Origin of the sequence: Klebsiella sp. EMBS2024 (assembly GCF_036233805.1) — a bacterium.
Lineage (GTDB): Bacteria > Pseudomonadota > Gammaproteobacteria > Enterobacterales > Enterobacteriaceae > Klebsiella > Klebsiella pneumoniae.
The window spans coordinates 3,928,013-3,953,981 of sequence record NZ_JAZARW010000001.1 but is presented as its reverse complement, the minus strand read 5'-3'; the positions used below and the strand labels follow the sequence as shown (position 1 = coordinate 3,953,981).

Here is a 25,969-nt window from a genome sequence, read left to right as displayed (position 1 = left end):
AAAAGGGCCGCATCTGATGCGGCCCTTTTGTTTTAATTGTTCTGGTACAAATCTTTATACAAGCGGCTTTCAAAGCGGACCAGTGGGATGCGGCGATTGCGCTGATCAGCTGGCTCCACGGCGTATCCGGAGAGATATTGCACGAAGGCCACCTTTTGTCCGCTGGCGGTAGTGATGAAGCCTGCGAGGTTATAAACCCCCTGGAGCGACCCGGTTTTCGCCGAAACTTTACCATCGACGCCCGCCTGATGAAGACCGGCGCGATACTGCAGCGATCCGTCATGGCCCGCCAGCGGCAGCATGGAGATGAAGTTGAGCTCGGTATCGTGCTGGGCGATATACTGCAGCACCTGCATCATGGTCGCCGGGGCGATCAGGTTGTGGCGCGACAGGCCAGAGCCGTCGGCGATGATAGTATTGCCGAGATCGACCCCAGCCTGTTGACGCAGGATCTGCCGTACGGCATCGGAGCCCGCCCGCCAGGTGCCAGGTACGCCGAACCGGGCGTGGCCGATGGTGCGAAAGACGGTGTCGGCAATCATGTTGTCTGACTTCTTCAGCATGATCCGCAGCAGATCGTGCAGCGGAGCCGACTGGCTGGTTGCCAGCACGGTGCCGGGCTCATTGGCCAGCGTCTGGCGCAGCAGCGTGCCGCTGTAGGTGATCCCCGCCTGGGCCAGCTCGGCTTTGAGGATCGCTCCGGCATAGCTGGCGCCATCCTGAATGGCGAAGGCCAGAGGCAGCGGCTCGCTACGCTGCGGCAGGCAGCCGGTGAGAGTATAGCGATTGAGATCGCCCGGCACCACGTCGAGCTCGCAATACTGCGCTTCCGATGAGCCACGCGCCAGCGTTCGCACCTGGCTGAACATGGTGACCGGATAATAGGATGCAACGCGAATGAAGGCGACATCGCCCGGTTTCTGCGCGCTATACAGCGAGACAGAGAAGCAGTTACGGTCGACAATCGCCGCCGCCGGCGGGGCGCTGAAGCACTGCGTCAGGTCGTTCCACGGCCAGCCGGGCGCTTTGTCATGGCTGGCGAAGACCGACGTATCGATGAGCACATTGCCTTCGATACGCTGCACGCCGGCTTTTTTCAGCGTCGCCACCATATTGCGAATATCCTGCCGTTTAAGCGTCGGATCGCCGCCGAAGCGTGCAATCAGGTCGCCTTTCAGCACGCCGCCGTCAAGGGAACCTTTGGTTTCCAGCGTGGTGGTAAAGCGAAAATCGGGCCCCAGTTGCAGCAGTGCCGCCAACGCGGTGATGACCTTTTGCGTACTGGCCGGGAGCGCCATTTGCTGGCTGTGATAGTCGATTTCCGGCGTCGATGCGCCGACCTTTTGCGCCATAAAGGCAAGGTTCGCACCGGCGGGAAGCTGGTTGATGTACTCGTCAATATTCGCCGCCTGAGCGCTAAGCGCTATACCGGCGGTCAATCCGATGATAAATCTGGGAAATCGCATAATCTCGCGCTAACAACCTGAAGCCAGGCCGTCATACTACGGTGCAACGCCCAGTAAAGTAAACGATGACCCATAATGAACTTCGGGGTAAAATACCCATCAAATGAAAAATTGCTGCTGACCTGGGGAGTGTTTCCCGGGTCGGTTTCTTTTTGCTCGTGTCCTGCCCGTGGGCAGGACAGGTGGCGGAGCGGAGCTATCCGTTCCCTGAAGGAATGATAAAGAGGTATAACTAATGCAAGCGATTCCGATGACCTTACGTGGCGCTGAAAAACTGCGCGAAGAACTGGATTATCTGAAGTCTGTGCGTCGTCCTGAAATCATTGCCGCTATTGCTGAGGCCCGTGAACACGGCGATCTGAAAGAGAATGCCGAGTATCACGCCGCGCGTGAGCAGCAGGGTTTCTGCGAGGGGCGTATCAAGGATATCGAAGCGAAGCTGTCTAACGCGCAGGTTATCGATATCACCAAAATGCCGAACAACGGCCGGGTGATTTTTGGTTCTACCGTCAGCGTGCTGAACCTCGATACCGACGAGGAACAGACCTACCGCATCGTGGGCGATGACGAAGCTGATTTTAAGCAGAATCTGATCTCCGTGAACTCGCCGATCGCTCGCGGTCTGATCGGCAAAGAGCAGGATGACGTCGTGACTATCCGTACCCCGGGTGGGGAAGTGGAATACGAAATTACCAAGGTTGAATACCTGTAAGGCGTATTTCCCGCTACGATGTTTATAGATTGTAAAGAAAGGAAAAAGGCCGCATAGCGGCCTTTTATCAACGTCAGGAGCATGGCATTTTGCTCGCCTGGCCGCAGAAATCCCTCGTTTTACACAAAGTTGTGTCGAGATTCAGGATATTCTTAGCGTGGCAGCGAGATTTTACGCTCTGGCGTTGGGCGGTACAGAACCAGCGTTTTACCGATGACCTGTACGTTACAGGCGCCGGTTTCGCGTACGATGGCTTCCACGATCAAGGCTTTTGTTTCGCGATCTTCTGAGGCGATCTTCACCTTGATGAGTTCATGGTGCCCTAACGCTTGTTCGATCTCGGCCAGTACCCCTTCGGTCAAACCATTGTTGCCAAGCATAACTACCGGCTTGAGCGGATGTGCCAGACCTTTCAGGTGCTGTTTTTGTTTAGTACTCAGATTCATCGTATTTTTTTGCTTACGTTGGGATTGAAAACGGGTCATTCTACCGCCATCTCCCATATATCGCCAAACTACCGCGTCGATTTTTACGCAGTAAAGTACGATGAACCCGAACGGGAATGTTAAATGACAGGTAAAAAGCGTTCTGCCAGCTCAAGCCGCTGGCTTCAGGAACACTTTAGCGATAAATATGTTCAACAGGCACAGAAAAAGGGGTTACGTTCCCGTGCCTGGTTTAAACTTGATGAAATACAGCAAAGTGACAAAATTTTTAAGCCGGGGATGACGGTAGTCGACCTCGGTGCTGCTCCCGGTGGCTGGTCGCAGTATGCGGTCACGCAGATCGGCAACAGCGGCCGCATCATCGCTTGCGATCTTTTACCAATGGATCCAATCGTTGGTGTGGACTTCCTTCAGGGCGATTTTCGTGATGAATTAGTCCTGAAAGCGTTACTTGAGCGAGTGGGCGACAGTAAAGTCCAAGTTGTCATGTCCGATATGGCGCCGAATATGTGCGGAACACCGGCGGTGGATATTCCCCGGGCTATGTATCTGGTAGAACTGGCGCTTGAAATGTCTCGTGATGTATTAGCGCCAGGTGGTAGTTTTGTAGTGAAGGTGTTCCAGGGCGAAGGCTTCGATGAGTATCTTCGAGAAATTCGCTCCCTGTTTACGAAGGTCAAAGTTCGTAAGCCGGACTCTTCCCGCGCTCGTTCGCGTGAAGTGTATATTGTAGCGACCGGGCGTAAACCATAACCGGCAGATTTCAAACGAAAGTTTGAAAGAAACTGGATATAGAGTATCCTGACGCTGTTTTTAACACAGTTGTAATAAGAGGTTAATCCCTTGAGTGACATGGCGAAAAACCTAATACTCTGGCTGGTCATTGCCGTTGTGCTGATGTCAGTATTCCAGAGCTTTGGGCCCAGCGAGTCGAATGGCCGCAAGGTGGATTATTCTACCTTCCTGCAAGAGGTCAATCAGGACCAGGTTCGCGAAGCGCGTATCAACGGACGTGAGATCAACGTTACCAAGAAAGATAGTAACCGTTACACGACTTACATTCCGGTTAACGATCCGAAGCTGCTCGATAACCTGTTGACTAAAAACGTCAAAGTTGTTGGCGAACCACCAGAAGAGCCGAGCCTGCTGGCTTCCATCTTCATCTCCTGGTTCCCAATGCTGCTGCTGATCGGCGTCTGGATCTTCTTTATGCGGCAAATGCAGGGCGGCGGCGGGAAGGGCGCGATGTCCTTCGGCAAAAGCAAAGCCCGTATGTTGACGGAAGACCAGATCAAAACCACTTTTGCAGACGTTGCCGGGTGTGACGAAGCGAAAGAGGAAGTCGGCGAGCTGGTAGAATACCTGCGTGAGCCGAGCCGTTTCCAGAAACTGGGCGGTAAAATCCCGAAAGGCGTCCTGATGGTCGGCCCTCCGGGTACCGGTAAAACGCTGCTGGCGAAAGCGATCGCTGGTGAAGCGAAGGTTCCGTTCTTTACCATTTCCGGTTCTGACTTCGTCGAAATGTTCGTCGGTGTGGGCGCTTCTCGTGTGCGTGACATGTTCGAACAGGCTAAGAAAGCCGCGCCTTGCATCATCTTCATCGATGAAATCGACGCCGTCGGCCGCCAGCGTGGCGCAGGCCTGGGCGGTGGTCACGATGAACGTGAGCAGACCCTGAACCAGATGCTGGTTGAGATGGACGGCTTCGAAGGTAACGAAGGTATCATCGTTATCGCGGCGACTAACCGTCCGGACGTTCTTGACCCCGCGCTGTTGCGTCCGGGCCGTTTTGACCGCCAGGTGGTGGTTGGCCTGCCGGATGTTCGCGGTCGTGAGCAGATCCTGAAAGTGCATATGCGTCGCGTTCCGCTGGCGCCGGATATCGATGCGGCAATCATTGCGCGCGGTACCCCGGGCTTCTCCGGTGCGGATCTGGCCAACCTGGTCAACGAAGCGGCGCTGTTTGCTGCCCGCGGCAACAAACGCGTTGTGTCGATGGTTGAGTTCGAGAAAGCGAAAGACAAAATCATGATGGGTGCGGAACGTCGCTCCATGGTGATGACGGAAGCGCAGAAAGAGTCTACTGCTTATCATGAAGCGGGCCACGCGATTATTGGTCGCCTGGTGCCGGAGCACGATCCGGTGCACAAAGTGACGATTATCCCGCGCGGTCGTGCGCTGGGTGTGACCTTCTTCCTGCCGGAAGGCGATGCAATCAGCGCCAGCCGTCAGAAACTGGAAAGCCAGATCTCCACCCTGTACGGCGGTCGTCTGGCGGAAGAGATTATCTACGGTCCGGAACATGTTTCTACCGGTGCGTCCAACGATATTAAAGTGGCGACGAACCTGGCGCGTAACATGGTGACCCAGTGGGGCTTCTCCGACAAACTCGGTCCGCTGCTGTATGCGGAAGAAGAGGGTGAAGTCTTCCTCGGCCGTAGCGTCGCGAAAGCGAAGCATATGTCCGATGAAACCGCGCGTATCATCGACCAGGAAGTGAAATCGCTGATTGAGCGTAACTACGGTCGTGCTCGCCAGCTGCTGAACGACAACATGGACATTCTGCACGCGATGAAAGATGCGCTCATGAAGTATGAGACCATCGATGCGCCGCAGATTGACGACCTGATGGCTCGTCGCGAAGTTCGTCCGCCAGCGGGTTGGGAAGAACCTGGTTCTTCTAACAACTCTGACAACAATGGCACGCCTCGTGCGCCGCGTCCGGTTGATGAACCGCGTACGCCGAACCCGGGCAACACCATGTCAGAGCAGCTGGGCGACAAGTAAGCTACCGCTGTTGATGCTTGTTTAACCTTAAAACCCCGGGCGTCCGCTCCGGGGTTTTTCTTTTTTAACCTCTTCAGTCTCAGGGATTTTGTGATGAAACTTGTAGCCCAGGGCTCAACCCTCGATCTCTCTCACCCCCACGTGATGGGTATTCTAAATGTGACGCCTGACTCCTTCTCCGATGGCGGCGCCCATAATTCGCTGATTGAGGCGGTGAAGCATGCCAATCTGATGATCAACGCCGGCGCGACCATCATTGATATCGGCGGTGAATCGACGCGGCCAGGGGCGGCTGAGGTTAATGTGGAAGAGGAGCTTGCGCGGGTGATACCGGTGGTTGAAGCCATTGCCCAGCGCTTTGAGGTATGGATCTCAGTGGATACCTCCAAGGCGGAGGTTATTCGCCAATCGGCCAGGGCCGGGGCGCATATCATCAACGATATTCGTTCGCTGACCGAGCCCGGCGCGCTGCAGGCTGCCGCGGAAACCGGACTGCCAGTGTGTCTGATGCATATGCAGGGACAACCAAAAACCATGCAGGAGGCGCCGAAGTATGAGGACGTCTTCGCCGATGTTGAGCGTTTTTTTAATGAGCACATTGTGCGCTGCGAACAGGCGNGGATCGCAAAAGAAAAATTGCTGCTCGACCCGGGATTCGGTTTCGGTAAAAATCTCTCCCACAATTACCAACTGTTGGCCAGGCTTGGGGAGTTTCATCACTTTGGTCTGCCGCTGCTGGTCGGTATGTCACGTAAGTCGATGGTAGGTCAGTTGCTGAACGTCGGGCCGTCGGAGCGGCTGAACGGCAGCCTGGCGTGTGCCGTCATTGCAGCAATGCAGGGCGCGCAGATTATCCGCGTCCATGATGTCAAAGAAACGGTAGAAGCGCTGCGCGTGGTGGAAGCCACCCTCGCCGCTAAGGGAAAAAAACGTTATGAGTAACCGCAAGTATTTTGGCACCGATGGTATTCGTGGCCGCGTCGGCGATGCGCCGATCACTCCGGAGTTTGTGCTCAAGCTGGGCTGGGCGGCGGGCAAAGTGTTAGCGCGTCACGGTTCGCGTAAAATTATCATCGGCAAGGATACCCGTATTTCGGGCTATATGCTGGAATCGGCGCTGGAAGCTGGACTGGCGGCAGCGGGGCTCTCTGCGTCGTTCACCGGGCCTATGCCGACACCGGCCATCGCCTACCTGACGCGCGCCTTCCGCGCCGAGGCGGGGATTGTTATCTCTGCTTCACATAACCCTTTCTACGACAACGGCATTAAATTCTTCTCCATTGAGGGCACCAAGCTGCCGGATGATGTCGAAGAGGCGATTGAAGCCGAAATGGAGAAAGAGCTCACCTGCGTGGATTCGGCTGAGCTGGGCAAAGCCAGCCGTATCGTTGATGCGGCGGGGCGCTACATTGAATTTTGTAAGGGTACCTTTCCCAACGAACTGAGCCTGGGCACGCTGAAAGTGGTGGTGGATTGCGCGCACGGCGCGACCTATCACATCGCCCCTAATGTCTTCCGCGAGCTGGGAGCCCAGGTTATCGCGATGGGCTGCGAGCCAGACGGTCTCAACATCAACGAAGAGGTCGGCGCCACTGACGTGCGGGCGCTGCAGGCGCGCGTGCTGGCGGAAAAAGCCGATCTGGGTATTGCCTACGACGGCGATGGCGATCGGGTGATTATGGTTGACCACGAAGGCAATAAAGTCGATGGCGACCAGATCCTCTATATCATAGCCCGGGAAGGATTGCGTCAGGGGCAGCTGCGCGGCGGCGCCGTCGGCACGCTGATGAGTAATATGGGGCTGGAGCTGGCGCTCAAGCAGTTAGGCATCCCGTTTGCCCGCGCGAAGGTCGGTGACCGCTATGTACTGGAGATGCTCCAGGAAAAAGGCTGGCGCATCGGTGCGGAAAACTCCGGCCATGTGATCCTGCTGGATAAAACCACCACCGGCGATGGCATTGTTGCCAGCCTGCAGGTGGTCGCGGCGATGGTCCGCAACCACATGAGCCTGCATGACCTGTGCAGCGGCATGAAAATGTTCCCTCAACTGCTGGTGAATGTCCGCTTTACCGAGGGCAGCGGTAACCCGCTGGAGAATGAGCGCGTCAAAGCGGTGACCGCGGAAGTGGAGGCGGCGTTAGGAAAACGCGGCCGTGTCCTGCTGCGTAAATCGGGTACGGAGCCGCTGATCCGCGTGATGGTGGAAGGCGAGCATGAAGATCAGGTGCACGAGTTTGCGCACCGCATCGCTGAGGCGGTAAAAAGCGTTTAGCTTTGCCGGCTAAGTGGTTAAAAAGGCGGCGCTTGCCGCCTTTTTTATGATCGAAAATTGGCTTTTTGCTGTTTTTTTCTGCAGTTGATACAATGTGTCGAAATTGCCCTTGCGAAGGTCATTCGCTTTGGTTAGTATTCACACCCGCTTCAGTGGGAAACGTTAAAACGTCCCGCTTTATTGGTCGAAGCACTTGGTATGCGGCGAATCCGCAAGGAACAGGTTGATTATGTACGAAGCTCTTTTGGTTGTTTTCCTTATTGTAGCGATTGGCCTTGTAGGTCTGGTTATGCTGCAGCAAGGTAAAGGCGCTGATATGGGAGCCTCCTTCGGTGCAGGCGCTTCCGGCACACTGTTTGGGTCCAGCGGTTCTGGCAACTTTATGACCCGTATGACCGGCATCCTGGCTGCGCTGTTCTTCATCATCAGTCTGGCGCTGGGTAATATCAACAGCAACAAGACCAGTAAAGGAAGTGAGTGGGATAATCTGAGCGCGCCGAAAACGGAGCAAACTCAGCCAACTGCGCCGGCTCAGCCGACCAGCGATATCCCGCACTAAGTATTCTGTACCGAGGTGGTGGAATTGGTAGACACGCTACCTTGAGGTGGTAGTGCCCTAACGGGCTTGTGGGTTCGAGTCCCATCCTCGGTACCAATATTCCAGAAAAAAGACGCTGAAAAGCGTCTTTTTTTGTTTTTGTCCCCGCTGGACATTTATTTATAAACATCTCTTCGCTGGTTGCCTCCTTTTACTGTCGTTAAAGTCGCCTCGTCAAATTAACAGAGGTGAAGTGACACAATGAACAAGATCGGGTTGCTTATCGTCGCCGGCGTGCTCGGTTTAGCTGGGTGCAGTTCAACATCGCCCTCCCAAACAGTGGAGATGATTAATGCGCTAACCGTACCGGTATCGCCCAGTGAGTCTGGGACTACAGCGAATCATGCCCAGGCGGTGAGGCGCTATTTCCAGGACAATACGGCACTGATTAGTCGCCTTAACCATTCGTTGAAAAGTCATTATCTGCAGGACGTGGAGCGCCGCGATGTGTTCGACAGACACAGCGAGGCGTATAAAGTGTATGGCGCCCTGACCCGCCTGGAGCAGATGGCGTCCATGAATGAGGTTTACCGCAAAGAGAATAATGTTGCGGGCCTACAAGAGATCAACCGCGTACTGAAAAGCGTGCCGCTGACCAGCTGAGAATGAAACAGGGACTGCTGACCGGCAATCCCTGTGAAGAGTTAAAAGCGGAAGTTAACCCCGGCGTAAGCGCCGTCGGCCAGGGTGTTATCGCGATTGCCCTCTTTCCCTGCCATATCAATATAGCGATAGCCAGCTTCGATATTCAGAGATGGGAGCACGTTAAGGCGTACCCCGGCATTGGCCTCCACATAATCCTCAACGCCGCTGGACATTGAGTCCGGTGAGTAATAGCCCTCGCCGAAAAGCGTGAAATACTGACCAAGGGGGAGTTCAGCGCCACCACCGGCGGCGATGGCGTAACCTTCATCACCATCTTTTGGATTCAGATAGACCGCCTTACCGCCCAGGGTCATCAGAAAAGGGCCAAGGTTAAAGTTATAACCCATTCCCAGTCCTACACTATCTCCGTCGTTGTCGCTATGGGCCCACTGAGAACTGAACGTCATACCCGGTTCCCCGGCGCCAAAGCTGGCGGACAGATTGGTAAACTCGGCGCCAGCTTCTCCATGCAGGTTAACGGCTGCGCAGGCAGCGCTGCTGGCTCCCAAAGCGATCGTTACGGCAACCATTTTTGCAGCAATAGACTTCATTATTAAATTCCTTCAGATAAAAAAAAGCCCGATATGGGCGTTCGGGCATAATTAACGGGTTCGTGCATCTCATTGTTATGGTCGCGGCAGGCGAGGGGGCAACTCTCGCTACCGCCGCACACGTCTGGCCGATTTCCGCTGGCATATCCTGAGCCGGTGCAGACCCGGCGGTTAACGCCGTTTGTGGTCGTCTGCTGGCGAACTCAGTAATAGATTGTCTTCCGGGAAACCCAGGCGCTTAGCATAAAATTTTTGTTCTTTTAGCGGTAACGGTTATTGGTTTAAATTTAAACATCTTCCCCGCTGCAGCAAATAACAATAAATGATAGGAGGAGTGCGGGTCAGAATTTTTCAGGAAGTGAGACGATATTTTGTAAATAACCGCCGCGGGCAAAGGTAATATAACCGCCTTTCTTTAATGCTGACAATACATTGAGAATACTGCTACGCGACAGAAGGGTCCTGTCCTGAATATACTCAAGAATAGATACCCGCTGTCGGGTCTCTTCGCTTAATAGCATCATCTCCAGCAGATGGTTACGGATGACCGAATAGGTACGCTGCTGCAGGACCAGATCGTCACGATACACCATATACGAGGTATGATAAGCCAACAGGCTGGTCACCTCTTCCCATAGGTTATGCTGACGAAAAAGCGCCGAAGCCAGGTCATAGTCGATCCGTAGCAGTTCGCATGATACCTCGGCTCGCAGGCTGTGGCTGCGGCTGGGCTGCAGCATTTCCGCCACGCCGAAAAGATGCGGCTCATAGACGGTCACCATCAGTAGCCTGTCGGAATTACGAATAATCGACAGCTCGCCTTTTTTAAAAATAAAGAGCTGGGTTTTGCCTTTATATTCCCATGTCAGTCTTTTTCTGGCGATTGCGTTAACGGGTGTCGCGTGTGGCTCAAGTACATCGATCAGTCGGTCAATGGTCTTTTGCGGCCTGATCGGCGGTTTAATATTCATGATGTGTATCACCAGATATGAATTAATCAATTGAGGCTATTATAGTCAACAGTTTTGCTGGTCTGGCGATAAGGAAAAAATGCGTCATGGCATTTTTTTTACGTTGGTGGGTCATTCAAAATAAAAAGCCGGCGGTGAGCCGCCGGCGGAAAGCAACATTGTCAGGCGATTATTTGCCTTTGTTTTCCAGATTTTCAACCTGCGGTAAACCGGTTGCCGAGGAGGCGCTCAGCAGGCCAGACTGGGCATAGCCGAACAGCTTCTCGCGGGTATCGGTGATGTCCAGATTACGCATGGTCAGCTGGCCGATACGGTCTGCGGCAGTAAACATGGAATCGCCTTTTTCCATGGTCAGACGCTCCGCTTTATAGGTCAGGTTGTCTGATACCGTATTAAGGATCGAGTAGTCGTTACCGCGACGCAGTTCGAGGGTGACTTCGCCGGTGATCTGGCTGGCGACCCAGCGCTGCAGCGAATCACGCAGCATCAGCGCCTGGGAATCAAACCAGCGGCCCTGATACAGCAGGCGGCCCAACTGGCGACCGTGGGCGTGATATTGCTCAATCGTATCTTCGTTATGGATACCGGTCAGCAAACGCTCGTAGGCAATATGCAGCAGCGCCATCCCCGGAGCTTCATAAATGCCGCGGCTTTTCGCTTCGATAATCCGGTTTTCAATCTGGTCGCTCATGCCCAGGCCGTGACGACCGCCGATGCGGTTGGCTTCCAGCATCATCTCGACGTCATCGGCAAAGGTTTTACCATTCAGCGCCACCGGATGGCCCTGCTCAAAGCGTACGGTGACCTCTTCCGCAGGGATCTTCACGTTTTCGTCCCAGAACTTCACGCCCATAATCGGGTTGACGATCTTGACGCTGGAGTTCAGGAATTCGAGATCTTTCGCTTCATGGGTCGCGCCGAGCATATTGGAGTCGGTGGAGTAGGCTTTCTCGACCGACATCTTGTAATCAAAGCCGCAGGCGATCATAAATTCGGACATTTCGTGACGACCGCCGAGCTCATTGATAAAGTCGCTGTCCAGCCACGGTTTGTAAATCTGCAGTTCAGCGTTGGTCAGCAGGCCGTAACGATAGAAACGTTCGATATCGTTGCCTTTATAGGTGCTGCCATCGCCCCAAATGTTAACGCCGTCTTCTTTCATCGCCGCCACCAGCATGGTGCCGGTGACCGCGCGGCCTAGCGGCGTGGTGTTGAAGTAGGTCAACCCACCGGTGGTGTTATGGAAAGCGCCACACTGAATCGCGGCGATCCCTTCTGCGACCAGCTGTTTGCGGCAGTCGATCAGACGGGCGCCTTCAGCGCCGTACTCTTTCGCGCGGCGCGGGATAGCATCGTAGTCGTCTTCGTCCGGTTGACCCAGGTTAGCGGTATATGCATAAGGCACGGCGCCTTTTTTGCGCATCCATAACAGCGCGGCGCTGGTATCCAGTCCACCAGAGAAAGCGATACCAATACGTTGACCAACCGGGAGATGCTTGAGAATCGTCGTCATAAAATAAAACCCTGCTCGATAGACTGTGGTGAGTTCGACCCAACAACCTTAACTGCATTTTTATGCATTAATTGTGAGTATTCATTTAACCATCTTTTACTGGCGACAGGAAGTGCTTCATCATCTTTTTGCTAAAAAAGCCTGAAATACCAGCACAAACGGCAATCGGGGACGCTAAAAAGCATGTTGACAAAATATACTAATCGCCGTTACAATTCATCTCGATTTTATGTCCCGTCTTCGGTACCAAATCCCAGCAGTATTTGCGTCTTTTGCTCAAAAAGAGTAAAATATGCCACGTTTCAGGCGCGGGGTGGAGCAGCCTGGTAGCTCGTCGGGCTCATAACCCGAAGGTCGTCGGTTCAAATCCGGCCCCCGCAACCACTTTCCCATTAAGTACTTTTTCAAATATACTGTGAGGACTAGGTGTCCTTCGTAGCCGAATTTGAAAGAATTCTTGCGGAAGGTGTTCCAGATCGCCATGGCGATCTCAGGGTTCAGTTATCTAAAGCCCCGATTTATCGGGGTTTTTTGTTATCTGACTTCAGAATAACTGGGCTATACGCCCTTTTTTTATGTCTTGGGGGTGGGTTTGTCCACATTAGAGCAAAAATTGACAGAGATGCTCACTGCGCCGGTTGAAGCGCTTGGCTTTGAGCTGGTCGGCATCGAATTTATTCGCGGTCGCACATCCACACTGCGCATCTATATTGATAGTGAAGATGGCATCAACGTTGATGATTGTGCTGATGTGAGCCACCAGGTAAGCGCCGTCATGGATGTCGAAGACCCGATCACTGTCGCTTACAACCTGGAAGTCTCTTCGCCTGGTCTTGACCGTCCGATGTTCACCGCCGAACACTATCAACGTTTCACCGGCGAAGAAGTTGCGCTGGTGCTGCGCATGGCGGTTCAGAACCGCCGCAAATGGCAGGGCATTATCAAAGCGGTAGACGGTGAGATGATCACGGTAACCGTCGAAGGCAAAGATGAAGTGTTCGCGCTGAGTAACATCCAGAAGGCGAACCTGGTTCCCCACTTTTAACAGTCTGGATTGAGGTGAAAGGCCCCGATGAACAAAGAAATTTTGGCTGTTGTTGAAGCCGTTTCCAACGAAAAAGCGCTGCCGCGTGAGAAAATTTTCGAAGCGCTGGAAAGCGCGCTGGCAACGGCCACCAAGAAAAAATACGAACAAGAGATCGACGTTCGCGTTGAAATCGACCGCAAGAGCGGCGATTTCGATACCTTCCGTCGTTGGCTGGTTGTAGAAGAAGTCACCCAGCCGACGCGCGAGATCACGCTGGAAGCAGCGCGTTTCGAAGATGAAAGCATGAACGTCGGCGACTATGTCGAAGATCAGATCGAATCTGTTACCTTCGACCGTATCACCACCCAGACCGCTAAGCAGGTTATCGTGCAGAAAGTCCGCGAAGCCGAGCGCGCGATGGTGGTCGATCAGTTCCGCGAGCACGAAGGTGAGATCATCACCGGCGTGGTGAAAAAAGTGAACCGCGACAATATCACACTGGATCTGGGTAACAACGCTGAAGCCGTGATCCTGCGTGAAGATATGCTGCCGCGTGAAAACTTCCGTCCGGGCGACCGCATTCGCGGCGTACTGTACGCTGTCCGTCCGGAAGCGCGTGGCGCCCAGCTATTCGTCACCCGTTCCAAACCTGAGATGCTGATCGAACTGTTCCGCATCGAAGTGCCGGAAATCGGTGAAGAAGTGCTGGAGATCAAAGCGGCGGCTCGCGATCCGGGCTCTCGTGCCAAAATCGCGGTGAAAACCAACGACAAGCGCATCGACCCGGTTGGCGCTTGCGTCGGTATGCGCGGTGCGCGTGTGCAGGCCGTGTCGACTGAGCTGGGTGGTGAACGCATCGATATCGTCCTGTGGGATGATAACCCGGCGCAGTTCGTGATTAACGCTATGGCGCCGGCAGACGTCGCGTCCATCGTGGTGGATGAAGATAAACACACCATGGATATCGCGGTAGAAGCGGGCAACCTGGCGCAGGCGATCGGCCGTAACGGTCAGAACGTCCGCCTGGCTTCACAGCTCAGCGGCTGGGAACTCAACGTCATGACCGTTGACGATCTGCAGGCTAAGCACCAGGCGGAAGCGCATGCCGCTATCGATACCTTCACCAAATATCTTGATATTGATGAAGATTTCGCGACAGTGCTGGTTGAAGAAGGCTTCTCCTCGCTGGAAGAGCTGGCCTATGTGCCGATGAAAGAACTGCTGGAAATCGACGGTCTGGATGAAGCCACCGTTGAAGCACTTCGTGAGCGTGCGAAAAACGCACTGACTACGCTGGCGCTGGCTCAGGAAGAAAGCCTGGGAGATAACAAACCTGCCGATGATCTGTTGAATCTCGAAGGTCTGGATCGTGCCCTGGCATTCAAACTGGCTGCCCGTGGTGTTTGTACGCTGGAAGATCTCGCCGAGCAGGGCGTTGATGACCTGGCTGATATCGAAGGGATGACCGACGAGAAAGCTGGCGAGCTCATCATGGCCGCTCGCAACATTTGTTGGTTCGGCGACGAAGCGTAATAAACTGTAGCAGGAAGGAACAGCATGACAGATGTGACTATTAAAGCGCTGGCCTCAGAGATTCAGACCTCTGTGGATCGCCTGATACAGCAATTTGCTGACGCAGGCATCCGCAAATCGGCTGATGATTCTGTGACCTCGCAAGAGAAACAAACTTTGTTGACGCACCTGAACCGTGAACACGGCTCGGCGCCAGACAAGCTGACGTTACAGCGTAAGACGCGCAGTACGTTGAATATTCCAGGTACCGGTGGAAAGAGTAAATCGGTACAAATCGAAGTCCGCAAGAAACGCACCTTTGTGAAACGCGATCCGCAAGAGGCTGAACGCCTGGCCGCGGAAGAGCAGGCGCAGCGTGAAGCGGAAGAGCAGGCCCGTCGTGAAGCTGAAGAAGCAGCGAAACGCGAGGCGCAATTAAAAGCTGAACGTGAGGCCGCAGAACAAGCTAAACGTGAAGTCGCTGATAAAGCGAAACGTGAAGCTGCGGAAAAAGACAAAGTGAGCAATCAACATACCGACGAAATGACCAAAACCGCCCAGGCTGAAAAGATCCGTCGCGAGAACGAAGCCGCGGAATTGAAGCGCAAATCGGAAGAAGAAGCACGCCGCAAACTTGAAGAAGAAGCGCGCCGTGTAGCGGAAGAAGCACGCCGTATGGCTGAAGAAAACGAAAAAAATTGGTCTGAAACCTCAGACAGCCCGGAAGATAGCAGCGACTATCACGTCACCACATCACAGCATGCTCGTCAGGCTGAAGATGATAACGATCGTGAAGTCGAAGGCGGTCGCGGCCGTAGCCGTAGCAGCAAAGCGGCTCGTCCGGCGAAGAAAGGCAACAAACACGCTGAATCGAAAGCTGATCGTGAAGAAGCCCGCGCGGCCGTTCGCGGCGGTAAAGGCGGTAAGCACCGTAAAGGTTCCGCTCTGCAGCAGGGCTTCCAGAAGCCAGCGCAGGCCGTTAACCGTGACGTCGTAATCGGCGAAACCATCACCGTTGGCGAACTGGCTAACAAGATGGCGGTGAAAGGTTCTCAGGTCATCAAAGCGATGATGAAGCTGGGCGCCATGGCGACCATCAACCAGGTCATCGACCAGGAAACCGCACAGCTGGTTGCCGAAGAGATGGGCCACAAAGTTATCCTGCGTCGTGAAAACGAACTGGAAGAAGCCGTAATGAGCGACCGTGACACCGGCGCGGCGGCTGAACCGCGCGCACCGGTCGTGACCATTATGNGTCACGTTGACCACGGTAAAACCTCGCTGCTGGACTACATTCGTTCTACCAAGGTTGCCTCCGGCGAAGCGGGTGGTATTACCCAGCACATCGGTGCTTACCACGTCGAAACCGACAACGGCATGATCACCTTCCTGGATACCCCGGGCCACGCCGCGTTTACCTCCATGCGTGCTCGTGGCGCGCAGGCGACGGATATCGTGGTTCTGGTGGTGGCGGCAGACGACGGCGTGATGCCGCAGACTATCGAAGCTATCCAGCACGCTAAAGCGGCGCAGGTACCGGTGGTAGTGGCGGTGAACAAGATCGATAAGCCAGAAGCCGATCCGGATCGCGTGAAGAACGAACTGTCCCAGTACGGCATCCTGCCGGAAGAGTGGGGCGGCGAGAGCCAGTTCGTCCACGTTTCCGCGAAAGCGGGTACCGGCATCGACGACCTGCTGGACGCGATCCTGCTGCAGGCTGAAGTTCTTGAGCTGAAAGCGGTCCGCAACGGTATGGCGAGCGGCGCGGTCATCGAATCCTTCCTTGATAAAGGTCGTGGTCCGGTAGCTACCGTTCTGGTTCGCGAAGGTACTCTGCACAAGGGCGACATTGTTCTGTGCGGCTTCGAATATGGCCGTGTGCGCGCGATGCGTGACGAACTGGGTCGCGAAGTGCTGGAAGCGGGTCCGTCCATTCCGGTGGAAATCCTCGGCCTGTCCGGTGTGCCGGCTGCCGGTGATGAAGTGACCGTAGTGCGTGACGAGAAAAAAGCGCGTGAAGTGGCGCTGTATCGTCAGGGCAAATTCCGTGAAGTTAAGCTGGCGCGTCAGCAGAAATCTAAACTGGAAAACATGTTCGCTAACATGACCGAAGGCGAAGTTCACGAAGTGAACATCGTACTGAAAGCGGACGTACAGGGTTCTGTCGAAGCGATTTCCGATTCCTTACTGAAACTGTCTACCGACGAAGTGAAAGTGAAGATCATCGGTTCCGGCGTAGGTGGTATCACCGAAACCGACGCTACCCTGGCAGCAGCATCCAACGCGATTCTGGTTGGCTTCAACGTTCGTGCCGATGCCTCTGCGCGTAAAGTTATCGAAGCGGAAAGCCTGGATCTGCGTTACTACTCCGTCATCTATAACCTGATCGACGAAGTGAAAGCGGCGATGAGCGGCATGCTGTCTCCGGAACTGAAACAGCAGATCATCGGTCTGGCTGAAGTGCGTGATGTCTTCAAATCGCCGAAATTCGGCGCCATCGCGGGCTGTATGGTTACCGAAGGGACGATCAAACGTCACAACCCAATCCGCGTTCTGCGTGACAACGTGGTTATCTATGAAGGCGAGCTGGAATCCCTGCGCCGCTTCAAAGATGACGTTAACGAAGTCCGTAACGGCATGGAATGTGGTATCGGTGTGAAGAACTACAACGACGTTCGCGTTGGCGATATGATCGAAGTGTTCGAAATCATCGAAATCCAGCGTAGCATCGATTAATCATTTGATGGCTAAGCAGCCGGGGAAGCGAAGCGCCACCCGGCAATCATTTTAAAAAGGGGCTTTTGGCCCCTTTTTTGTCTTTATTCTGGAGAACTTATTATGGCGAAAGAATTTGGTCGCCCGCAGCGTGTGGCCCAGGAGATGCAAAAAGAGATTGCCATCATCCTGCAGCGTGAAATTAAAGATCCGCGTCTGGGCATGATGACCACCGTTTCCGGTGTGGAAATGTCCCGTGACCTGGCCTATGCCAAGGTGTATGTCACCTTCCTTAACGACAAAGATGAAGCCGCGGTGAAAGCGGGCATCAAAGCGCTGCAGGAAGCTTCTGGCTTTATCCGCTCTCTGCTGGGGAAAGCGATGCGTCTGCGCATCGTACCGGAACTGACTTTCTTCTACGACAACTCACTGGTAGAAGGGATGCGTATGTCCAACCTGGTCACCAGCGTGGTGAAACACGACGATGAGCGTCGTGTGAACCCGGACGACAGCAAGGAGGACTGATGAGTCGTCCTCGTCGTCGCGGCCGCGACGTGCATGGCGTATTGTTGCTGGACAAGCCTCAGGGCGCCTCCAGTAACGATGTGCTGCAAAAAGTAAAACGTATTTATAACGCCAACCGCGCCGGGCATACCGGCGCGCTGGATCCGCTGGCGACCGGTATGCTGCCGATCTGCCTTGGCGAAGCGACCAAGTTTTCCCAGTATCTGCTGGACTCCGATAAGCGTTACCGCGTGATCGCCAAACTTGGCCAGCGCACGGATACCTCCGATGCCGACGGTCAGGTGGTGGAAGAGCGCCCGCTGACTTTTAGCGACGAACAGCTGGCGGCGGCGCTGGACAGCTTCCGCGGCGAGACGCAGCAGGTGCCGTCGATGTATTCGGCGCTGAAATATCAGGGCAAGAAGCTATACGAATATGCTCGCCAGGGTATTGAAGTTCCGCGGGAAGCCCGGCCGATAACCGTCTATGAGCTGCTGTTTATTCGCCGCGAAGGCGATGAGCTGGAACTGGAGATCCACTGCTCGAAAGGCACCTACATCCGGACGATTATCGATGATTTAGGTGAGAAGCTCGGCTGCGGCGCGCACGTGATTTTCCTGCGTCGCCTGGCGGTAAGCAAATACCCGGTCGAGCGGATGGTGACCCTCGAGCAGCTGCAGGCGCTGGTCGATGAGGCGGCGGCGCAGGATATTCCTGCCGCTCAGTTGCTTGATCCGCTGCTGATGCCGATGGACAGCCCGGCCTCGGATTACCCGCTGGTTAATATTCCAGAAACCTCCGCAGTCTACTTTAAGAACGGCAACCCGGTACGTCAGTCAGGCGCGCCGCTTAACGGGCTGGTGCGAGTGATGGAGAGCGAGTCCGGCAAGTTTCTCGGCATGGGCGAAATTGACGATGAAGGCCGCGTGGCCCCGCGTCGTCTGGTGGTGGAATACCCGGCGTAAGCGCTTTTCTTGCGATAAAAGCCTGCTACGAGTAGAATATCGCCGCTTAACGTCCGCTAACGTGTTTTAACATTTTCGGGCGTTGCATCAGGGGTCGCTGAATTAGAGATCGGCACCCTTTCTTTCTTTTAATTTTTGGAGTTATAAAATGTCTCTAAGCGTTGAAGCTAAAGCAAAAATCGTTTCTGAGTTTGGTCGTGGCGAAAACGACAGCGGTTCTACCGAAGTTCAGGTTGCACTGCTGACCGCACAGATCAACCACCTGCAGGGCCACTTTGCAGAGCACAAAAAAGATCACCACAGCCGTCGTGGTCTGCTGCGCATGGTTTCTCAGCGTCGTAAACTGCTCGACTACCTGAAACGTAAAGATGTTGCCCGTTACTCTGCGCTGATTGAGCGTCTGGGTCTGCGTCGCTAATTCTGCGAGTTTCAGAAAAAGGGGCCTGACGGCCCCTTTTTTCGACCGGGCGGCAGCAATTCATTCAAAACTCATGTATTGTTGCTAGTAATGATCTTCATGCAGAGGTTCGCGCGGCTAATGAGAGGCTTCATCCGCAGGGGCGGGTAAAGGTTGTCATTAGTCGCGAGGATGCAGAAGATCGGGTCAATAGACGCTATGTCGTGGATATGGCGTGATTTATAGATAAAAAGGATAGAATTTTGCTTAATCCGATCGTTCGTAAATTCCAGTACGGCCAGCATACCGTGACCCTGGAAACCGGCATGATGGCGCGCCAGGCAACGGCCGCTGTGATGGTTAGCATGGATGACACTGCGGTATTCGTTACCGTTGTGGGTCAGAAAAAAGCGAAGCCAGGCCAGGACTTTTTCCCGCTGACCGTTAACTACCAGGAGCGTACCTACGCTGCCGGTAAAATCCCGGGTGGTTTCTTCCGTCGTGAAGGCCGTCCAAGCGAAGGCGAAACCCTGATCGCGCGTCTGATTGACCGCCCGGTTCGCCCGCTGTTCCCGGAAGGCTTCGTTAACGAAGTTCAGGTTATCGCCACCGTCGTTTCCGTTAACCCGCAGGTTAACCCAGACATCGTCGCGATGATCGGTGCTTCCGCTGCGCTGTCGCTGTCTGGTATTCCGTTCAATGGCCCAATCGGCGCTGCGCGCGTGGGTTACATCAACGACCAGTACGTACTGAACCCAACCCAGGAAGAACTGAAGTCCAGCAAACTGGACCTGGTGGTTGCCGGTACCGAAGCGGCCGTGCTGATGGTGGAATCCGAAGCGGAACTGCTGAGCGAAGACCAGATGCTGGGCGCGGTGGTCTTCGGCCACGAGCAGCAGCAGATTGTTATTCAGAACATCAACGACCTGGTGAAAGAAGCCGGTAAACCGCGTTGGGACTGGCAGCCGGAAGCGGTCAACGAAGCGCTGAACGCGCGCGTGGCTGCGCTGGCTGAATCCCGTCTGAGCGATGCTTACCGTATCACCGACAAACAAGAGCGTTACGCTCAGGTTGACGTGATCAAATCTGAAACCATCGCCACGCTGGTTGCTGAAGATGAAACCCTGGACGCTAACGAGCTGGGTGAAATCCTGCACGCCATCGAGAAAAACGTGGTTCGTAGCCGCGTACTGGCCGGCGAGCCGCGTATCGATGGCCGTGAAAAAGATATGATCCGTGGTCTGGACGTTCGTACCGGCGTTCTGCCGCGTACTCACGGTTCCGCGCTGTTCACCCGTGGCGAAACGCAGGCGCTGGTTACCGCGACTCTGGGTACCGCACGCGATGCGCAGAACATCGACGAACTGATGGGCGAGCGCACCGACTCCTTCCTGTTCCACTACAACTTCCCTCCGTACTCCGTAGGCGAAACTGGCATGGTGGGGTCTCCGAAGCGTCGTGAAATCGGTCACGGTCGTCTGGCGAAGCGCGGCGTACTGGCCGTGATGCCGACTATTGAAGAATTCCCGTACACCGTGCGCGTGGTATCGGAAATCACCGAATCTAACGGTTCCTCTTCCATGGCTTCCGTCTGCGGCGCCTCTCTGGCGCTGATGGACGCGGGCGTGCCGGTAAAAGCCGCTGTGGCGGGTATCGCAATGGGTCTGGTGAAAGAAGGCGACAACTTCGTCGTGCTGTCTGACATCCTCGGTGACGAAGACCACCTCGGCGATATGGACTTCAAAGTTGCGGGTTCCCGCGACGGTATCTCTGCGCTGCAGATGGATATCAAAATTGAAGGTATCACCAAAGAAATCATGCAGGTTGCATTGAACCAGGCTAAAGGTGCGCGTCTGCACATCCTGGGCGTGATGGAGCAGGCGATTAACGCGCCGCGCGGCGATATCTCTGAATTCGCACCGCGTATCCACACCATCAAGATCAACCCGGACAAGATCAAAGACGTTATCGGTAAAGGCGGTTCTGTTATCCGTGCCCTGACCGAAGAGACCGGTACTACCATCGAGATCGAAGATGACGGTACCGTGAAGATCGCAGCGACCGACGGCGACAAAGCGCAGCATGCTATCCGTCGTATCGAAGAGATCACCGCTGAGATCGAAGTTGGCCGCATCTACAATGGTAAAGTGACCCGTATCGTTGACTTTGGTGCATTCGTTGCCATCGGCGGCGGTAAAGAAGGTCTGGTTCACATCTCGCAGATCGCTGACAAGCGCGTTGAGAAAGTGACTGACTACCTGCAGATGGGTCAGGAAGTACCGGTTAAGGTTCTGGAAGTTGACCGCCAGGGCCGTGTCCGTCTGAGCATTAAAGAAGCAACTGAACAGACTCCGTCTGCCGCAGCGCCGGAAGCTCCGGCTGCCGAGCAGGGCGAGTAAGGTTGCCGTTAGCCCTCCGCTTTTGCGGAGGGCGTTTTACGGGCAGGACGCCTCGTTTGCAGCCGGGGAACAGGACGTTCATCCAATCGTTGTCTTCGGGAGTGGGAAATGAAGCCTTTTTTGCGCTGGTGTTTCGTGGCGACAGCTCTCACGCTGGCAGGATGCAGTAGCACCGCCTGGCGTAAGGACGCCGTCCTCGCAGTACCATTGCAACCGACTTTACAGCAAGAAGTGATTCTGGCACGCATGGAACAAATTCTTGCCAGTCGGGCTTTATCCGATGACGAACGCGCACAGCTTTTATATGAGCGCGGAGTGTTGTATGATAGTCTCGGTCTGAGGGCACTAGCGCGAAATGATTTTTCACAAGCGCTGGCAATCCGACCCGATATGCCGGAAGTATTCAATTACTTAGGCATTTACTTAACGCAGGCAGGCAATTTTGATGCTGCCTATGAAGCGTTTGATTCTGTACTTGAGCTTGATCCAACTTACAACTACGCGCACTTGAACCGCGGTATCGCCCTGTATTACGGCGGCCGGGCTAAGTTAGCGCAAGATGATCTGCTGGCGTTTTATCAAGACGATCCCAATGATCCTTTCCGTAGCCTGTGGCTTTATATCGCCGAGCGTAAACTCGACGAGAAGCGGGCGCTTGAAGCACTCAGAGAGCGCTTAAACAAGTCGGATAAAGAGCAATGGGGATGGAACATTGTCGAGTTCTACCTTGGCGACATTAGCGAAAAAGAGCTGATGACTCGTCTGAAGGCAGACGCAACGGATAACACCTCGCTCGCTGAGCATCTCAGTGAAACCAACTTCTATTTAGGTAAGTACTACCTAAGTCTGGGGGACAAGGACAGCGCTACGGCACTGTTCAAACTGGCGGTCGCCAACAACGTACACAACTACGTTGAGCACCGATACGCATTGTTGGAATTATCGCTCTTGGGCCAGGAGCAAGATGACCTGGCAGAATCGGACCAGCAATAGCTGACGAACACATCAGCCCATAGTTTTTTGCTTGCCATCACCTTCGCGGGTGAGGGCGTTGTTGTTCGTTAATACACCTACTTTGAGCCGGTTCACACTTTTCAATGAAAATTACCGTAAATTTTCACGATGAGTTATGTAGACTGGCCGCCATTAATTTTGAGGCACACGTACTACATGGCTGAATTCGAAACCACTTTTGCAGATCTGGGCCTGAAGGCTCCTATCCTTGAAGCGCTCACCGATCTGGGTTACGAAAAACCATCTCCGATCCAGGCTGAGTGCATTCCGCATCTGCTGGACGGCCGCGACGTTCTGGGTATGGCCCAGACCGGTAGCGGTAAAACCGCAGCATTCTCTTTACCGCTGCTGAACAACATCGATCCTGAGCTGAGAGCACCGCAGATTCTGGTGCTGGCGCCGACCCGCGAGCTGGCGGTACAGGTTGCTGAAGCAATGACGGAATTCTCTAAACATATGCGCGGCGTGAACGTGGTTGCCCTGTACGGCGGCCAGCGTTATGACGTGCAGCTGCGCGCCCTGCGTCAGGGTCCGCAGATCGTCGTCGGTACCCCGGGTCGTCTGCTGGACCACCTGAAGCGCGGCACCCTGGACCTCTCCAAACTGAGCGGCCTGGTACTGGATGAAGCAGATGAAATGCTGCGCATGGGCTTTATCGAAGACGTAGAAACCATTATGGCGCAGATCCCGGAAGGGCATCAGACCGCGCTGTTCTCCGCCACCATGCCGGAAGCTATCCGTCGCATTACCCGTCGCTTTATGAAAGAGCCGCAGGAAGTGCGCATTCAGTCCAGCGTGACGACTCGCCCGGATATCAGCCAGAGCTACTGGACTGCCTACGGCATGCGTAAAAACGAAGCGCTGGTGCGTTTCCTGGAAGCGGAAGACTTTGATGCGGCGATTATCTTCGTCCGTACCAAAAACGCGACCCTGGAAGTAGCTGAAGCGCTGGAGCGTAATGGCTACAACAGCGCGGCGCTGAACGGCGACATGAACCAGGCGCTGCGTGAGCAGACTCTGGAACGCCTGAAAGATGGTCGTCTGGATATCCTGATTGCGACTGACGTTGCGGCCCGTGGCCTGGACGTTGAGCGTATCAGCCTGGTGGTGAACTACGACATCCCAATGGATTCTGAATCCTACGTTCACCGTATCGGCCGTACTGGTCGTGCCGGTCGTGCTGGCCGCGCGCTGCTGTTCGTTGAGAACCGCGAGCGTCGTCTGCTGCGCAACATCGAACGCACTATGAAGCTGACCATTCCTGAAGTGGAACTGCCTAACGCGGAGCTGCTGAGCAAGCGTCGTCTGGAAAAATTCGCCGCGAAAGTTCAGCAGCAGCTGGAAAGCAGCGATCTGGATCAGTACCGTGCACTGCTGGCGAAAATCCAGCCGACGGCGGAAGGTGAAGAGCTGGACGTGGAAACGCTGGCTGCTGCGCTGCTGAAGATGGCTCAGGGCGAACGTTCGCTGATCGTTCCGCCGGACGCGCCGATGCGTCCACGTCGTGAATTCCGCGATCGTGACGATCGTTTCGACCGTCGTGGCGACCGTAATGATCGCGGCCCGCGCGGCGATCGCGAAGATCGTCCGAAGCGTGAGCGTCGTGACGTGGGTGACATGGAGCTGTATCGCATTGAAGTGGGTCGCGATGACGGCGTTGAAGTGCGTCATATCGTTGGCGCGATCGCCAATGAAGGCGATATCAGCAGCCGTTACATCGGTAACATCAAGCTGTTCGCTTCTCACTCCACCATTGAGCTGCCGAAAGGGATGCCGGGCGAAGTGCTGCAGCACTTTACTCGTACCCGTATCCTGAACAAGCCGATGAACATGCAGCTGCTGGGCGATGCGCAGCCGCGCACCGAACGTCGTGGCGGCGGTGAGCGTCGCGAAGGCGGCCGTGGCTTTGGCGGCGAGCGTCGTGAAGGCGGCCGTGGCTTCGGTGGCGAACGTCGTGAAGGCGGTCGTGGTGAAGGACGTCGTTTCAGCGGCGAACGTCGTGAAGGCCGTGCGCCGCGTCGTGACGATGCATCCGCGCCGCGCCGCGATGACTCAGCCGGTCGCCGTCGCTTCGGTGGCGATGCGTAATCAACGCCGCCCGCTAGCGTAAACTAAATAATACAGCCCCGATCGTCATGATTGGGGCTTTTTTTATTCCCTTTGTACTCGTGTACTGGTACAGTGCGTCATGCTCAACGTGAGCGAAGTATTTTCGACTGGAGAATTCGGTAAATGGCGACACTAACCACTACGGCAACCTGTCCGTCTCTATTTGGCGGCGTGGTGATTATCGGCGGCACGATTATCGGCGCGGGCATGTTCTCGCTGCCGGTGGTGATGTCCGGCGCGTGGTTTTTCTGGTCGCTGGCGGCGCTGGTCTTCACCTGGTTCTGCATGCTGCACTCCGGTTTGATGATCCTCGAGGCCAATCTTAACTACCGCATCGGCTCCAGCTTCGACACCATTACCAAAGACCTGCTCGGCAAGGGCTGGAACCTGGTGAACGGTGTATCAATCGCCTTTGTGCTCTATATCCTGACCTACGCCTATATTTCGGCGAGCGGTTCGATCCTCCACCACACCTTCAGTGAACTGTCGCTGAAGGTGCTGGCGCGCGCGGCGGGCTTCGGCTTTGCGCTGCTGGTGGCGTTTATCGTCTGGATGAGCACCAAAGCGGTGAGCCGCATGACGGCTATCGTACTGGGCGCTAAGGTGATCACCTTCTTCCTGACCTTCGGTAGCCTGCTCGGGCACGTCGAGCCGACGACGCTATTTAACGTTGCGGAGAAGAATGCCTCCTATGCGCCATACCTGCTGATGACGCTCCCGTTCTGCCTGGCCTCGTTTGGCTATCACGGCAACGTGCCGAGCCTGATGAAATACTACGGAAAAGATCCGCGCACCATCATCCGCTGCTTAACCTACGGTACGCTGCTGGCGCTGGGTCTGTATGTCGTTTGGCTGCTGGTGACGATGGGTAACATCCCTCGTCCGCAGTTTATCGACATTGCGCAGAAGGGCGGCAACATTGATGTGCTGGTGCAGGCGTTGAGCGGCGTGCTGAATAGTCGGAGTCTGGATCTGCTGCTGGTGGTGTTCTCGAACTTTGCTGTCGCCAGTTCGTTCCTCGGCGTGACGCTGGGGCTGTTCGACTACCTGGCGGATCTGTTTGGCTTTGACGATAGCGCGATGGGACGCTTTAAAACCGCGCTGCTGACCTTTATCCCGCCGATGATTGGCGGACTGGTCAAACCCGATGGTTTCCTCTACGCCATCGGCTATGCTGGCCTGGCGGCGACGATCTGGGCGGCGATTGTACCGGCGCTGCTGGCTCACGCCTCACGCAAACGCTTCGGCAGCCCACAGTTCCGCGTTTGGGGCGGAACGCCAATGATTGTGCTGATCCTGCTCTTTGGCCTCGGCAATGCGGTTGTACATATCCTGTCGAGCGTCAATCTGCTGCCGGTTTATCAGT

23 protein-coding genes and 2 tRNA genes are annotated in these 25,969 nt (G+C 55.0%); 20 read left to right on the top strand and 5 right to left on the bottom strand.

Going from position 1 to position 25,969, the window contains the following annotated elements; genetic code table 11:
* Window positions 1-32: 32 nt before the first annotated feature.
* On the bottom strand, window positions 33-1,466 hold the full coding sequence (gene dacB / locus VZP09_RS17990; RefSeq protein WP_004149937.1) for a serine-type D-Ala-D-Ala carboxypeptidase: 1,434 nt from the start codon (window positions 1,464-1,466) through the stop codon (window positions 33-35).
* Window positions 1,467-1,701: 235 nt separating this feature from the next.
* On the opposite strand from dacB, the gene greA reads away from it, so the two are divergent.
* Window positions 1,702-2,178: a transcription elongation factor GreA gene (gene greA / locus VZP09_RS17985; RefSeq protein ID WP_002918375.1), complete on the top strand. Its 477-nt coding sequence runs from the start codon at window positions 1,702-1,704 to the stop codon at window positions 2,176-2,178.
* Window positions 2,179-2,330: 152 nt separating this feature from the next.
* Here the strand turns inward: greA and yhbY are convergent, their stop codons facing one another.
* Window positions 2,331-2,624: a ribosome assembly RNA-binding protein YhbY gene (yhbY, locus tag VZP09_RS17980; protein WP_002918374.1), complete on the bottom strand. Its 294-nt coding sequence runs from the start codon at window positions 2,622-2,624 to the stop codon at window positions 2,331-2,333.
* A gap of 123 nt (window positions 2,625-2,747) precedes the next feature.
* Between yhbY and rlmE the strand changes: the two genes are divergently transcribed.
* From rlmE to VZP09_RS17945, 7 genes are all read left to right on the top strand, one after another.
* Complete coding sequence (gene rlmE, locus VZP09_RS17975) at window positions 2,748-3,377, top strand: 23S rRNA (uridine(2552)-2'-O)-methyltransferase RlmE (RefSeq protein WP_002918373.1); 630 nt, start codon at window positions 2,748-2,750, stop codon at window positions 3,375-3,377.
* Between the two features lie 99 nt (window positions 3,378-3,476).
* Window positions 3,477-5,411, top strand: coding sequence for an ATP-dependent zinc metalloprotease FtsH (ftsH, locus tag VZP09_RS17970; protein WP_002918372.1), 1,935 nt, complete (start codon window positions 3,477-3,479; stop codon window positions 5,409-5,411).
* A gap of 93 nt (window positions 5,412-5,504) precedes the next feature.
* Window positions 5,505-6,353 (top strand): dihydropteroate synthase, encoded by an 849-nt coding sequence (folP, locus tag VZP09_RS17965; RefSeq protein ID WP_328795320.1) that lies wholly within the window; start codon window positions 5,505-5,507, stop codon window positions 6,351-6,353.
* Window positions 6,346-7,683, top strand: coding sequence for a phosphoglucosamine mutase (gene glmM / locus VZP09_RS17960; RefSeq protein ID WP_023280604.1), 1,338 nt, complete (start codon window positions 6,346-6,348; stop codon window positions 7,681-7,683). The genes folP and glmM overlap by 8 nt, the downstream gene beginning before the upstream one ends.
* Window positions 7,684-7,912: 229 nt before the next feature.
* Window positions 7,913-8,242, top strand: coding sequence for a preprotein translocase subunit SecG (secG, locus tag VZP09_RS17955; RefSeq protein ID WP_002918369.1), 330 nt, complete (start codon window positions 7,913-7,915; stop codon window positions 8,240-8,242).
* Between the two features lie 9 nt (window positions 8,243-8,251).
* A tRNA-Leu gene (locus tag VZP09_RS17950) sits at window positions 8,252-8,338 on the top strand.
* A gap of 297 nt (window positions 8,339-8,635) precedes the next feature.
* Complete coding sequence (locus VZP09_RS17945) at window positions 8,636-8,884, top strand: hypothetical protein (RefSeq protein WP_014906872.1); 249 nt, start codon at window positions 8,636-8,638, stop codon at window positions 8,882-8,884.
* Window positions 8,885-8,925: 41 nt separating this feature from the next.
* Here the strand turns inward: VZP09_RS17945 and VZP09_RS17940 are convergent, their stop codons facing one another.
* The 3 genes from VZP09_RS17940 to argG all read right to left on the bottom strand — a co-directional run bounded on the left by VZP09_RS17940 (window position 8,926) and on the right by argG (window position 11,961).
* Window positions 8,926-9,477, bottom strand: a complete 552-nt coding sequence (locus VZP09_RS17940; RefSeq protein ID WP_032415624.1) for a YfaZ family outer membrane protein — start codon at window positions 9,475-9,477, stop codon at window positions 8,926-8,928.
* A 341-nt stretch (window positions 9,478-9,818) separates the two neighbouring features.
* Entirely contained in the window at window positions 9,819-10,448 is a 630-nt protein-coding gene (locus VZP09_RS17935; protein ID WP_004185827.1) for a winged helix-turn-helix transcriptional regulator, read from the bottom strand.
* 169 nt (window positions 10,449-10,617) lie between these two features.
* The gene (gene argG, locus VZP09_RS17930) at window positions 10,618-11,961 is read right to left on the bottom strand and encodes an argininosuccinate synthase (protein WP_328795318.1); all 1,344 of its coding nucleotides are present in this window, start codon (window positions 11,959-11,961) and stop codon (window positions 10,618-10,620) included.
* Window positions 11,962-12,268: 307 nt separating this feature from the next.
* Here argG and VZP09_RS17925 point away from each other — a divergent pair.
* From VZP09_RS17925 to mtr, 12 genes are all read left to right on the top strand, one after another.
* A tRNA-Met gene (locus VZP09_RS17925) sits at window positions 12,269-12,345 on the top strand.
* 208 nt (window positions 12,346-12,553) lie between these two features.
* The gene (gene rimP, locus VZP09_RS17920; protein WP_002918364.1) at window positions 12,554-13,006 is read left to right on the top strand and encodes a ribosome maturation factor RimP; all 453 of its coding nucleotides are present in this window, start codon (window positions 12,554-12,556) and stop codon (window positions 13,004-13,006) included.
* 27 nt (window positions 13,007-13,033) lie between these two features.
* Window positions 13,034-14,521, top strand: a complete 1,488-nt coding sequence (nusA, locus tag VZP09_RS17915) for a transcription termination factor NusA (protein WP_002918252.1) — start codon at window positions 13,034-13,036, stop codon at window positions 14,519-14,521.
* Window positions 14,522-14,545: 24 nt separating this feature from the next.
* Window positions 14,546-17,236: a translation initiation factor IF-2 gene (gene infB, locus VZP09_RS17910; RefSeq protein WP_328795317.1), complete on the top strand. Its 2,691-nt coding sequence runs from the start codon at window positions 14,546-14,548 to the stop codon at window positions 17,234-17,236.
* Between the two features lie 102 nt (window positions 17,237-17,338).
* Entirely contained in the window at window positions 17,339-17,740 is a 402-nt protein-coding gene (gene rbfA, locus VZP09_RS17905) for a 30S ribosome-binding factor RbfA (RefSeq protein WP_002918248.1), read from the top strand.
* Window positions 17,740-18,684, top strand: coding sequence for a tRNA pseudouridine(55) synthase TruB (gene truB / locus VZP09_RS17900; protein WP_004144892.1), 945 nt, complete (start codon window positions 17,740-17,742; stop codon window positions 18,682-18,684). Before rbfA ends, truB begins: the two co-directional genes overlap by 1 nt.
* Window positions 18,685-18,832: 148 nt before the next feature.
* Complete coding sequence (gene rpsO, locus VZP09_RS17895) at window positions 18,833-19,102, top strand: 30S ribosomal protein S15 (RefSeq protein ID WP_002918244.1); 270 nt, start codon at window positions 18,833-18,835, stop codon at window positions 19,100-19,102.
* 242 nt (window positions 19,103-19,344) lie between these two features.
* On the top strand, window positions 19,345-21,480 hold the full coding sequence (gene pnp / locus VZP09_RS17890; protein ID WP_004150944.1) for a polyribonucleotide nucleotidyltransferase: 2,136 nt from the start codon (window positions 19,345-19,347) through the stop codon (window positions 21,478-21,480).
* A gap of 108 nt (window positions 21,481-21,588) precedes the next feature.
* Complete coding sequence (gene nlpI, locus VZP09_RS17885; RefSeq protein WP_002918241.1) at window positions 21,589-22,473, top strand: lipoprotein NlpI; 885 nt, start codon at window positions 21,589-21,591, stop codon at window positions 22,471-22,473.
* 104 nt (window positions 22,474-22,577) lie between these two features.
* Window positions 22,578-22,658: a protein YrbN gene (gene yrbN, locus VZP09_RS17880; protein ID WP_085903200.1), complete on the top strand. Its 81-nt coding sequence runs from the start codon at window positions 22,578-22,580 to the stop codon at window positions 22,656-22,658.
* Window positions 22,651-24,582 carry an ATP-dependent RNA helicase DeaD gene (gene deaD, locus VZP09_RS17875; RefSeq protein WP_004150943.1) on the top strand — a complete coding sequence of 644 codons (1,932 nt, stop codon included), beginning with the start codon at window positions 22,651-22,653 and terminating at the stop codon, window positions 24,580-24,582. Before yrbN ends, deaD begins: the two co-directional genes overlap by 8 nt.
* 144 nt (window positions 24,583-24,726) lie before the next feature.
* The coding region (gene mtr, locus VZP09_RS17870) for a tryptophan permease (RefSeq protein WP_328795316.1) at window positions 24,727-25,969 on the top strand (1,243 nt) is incomplete at its 3' end.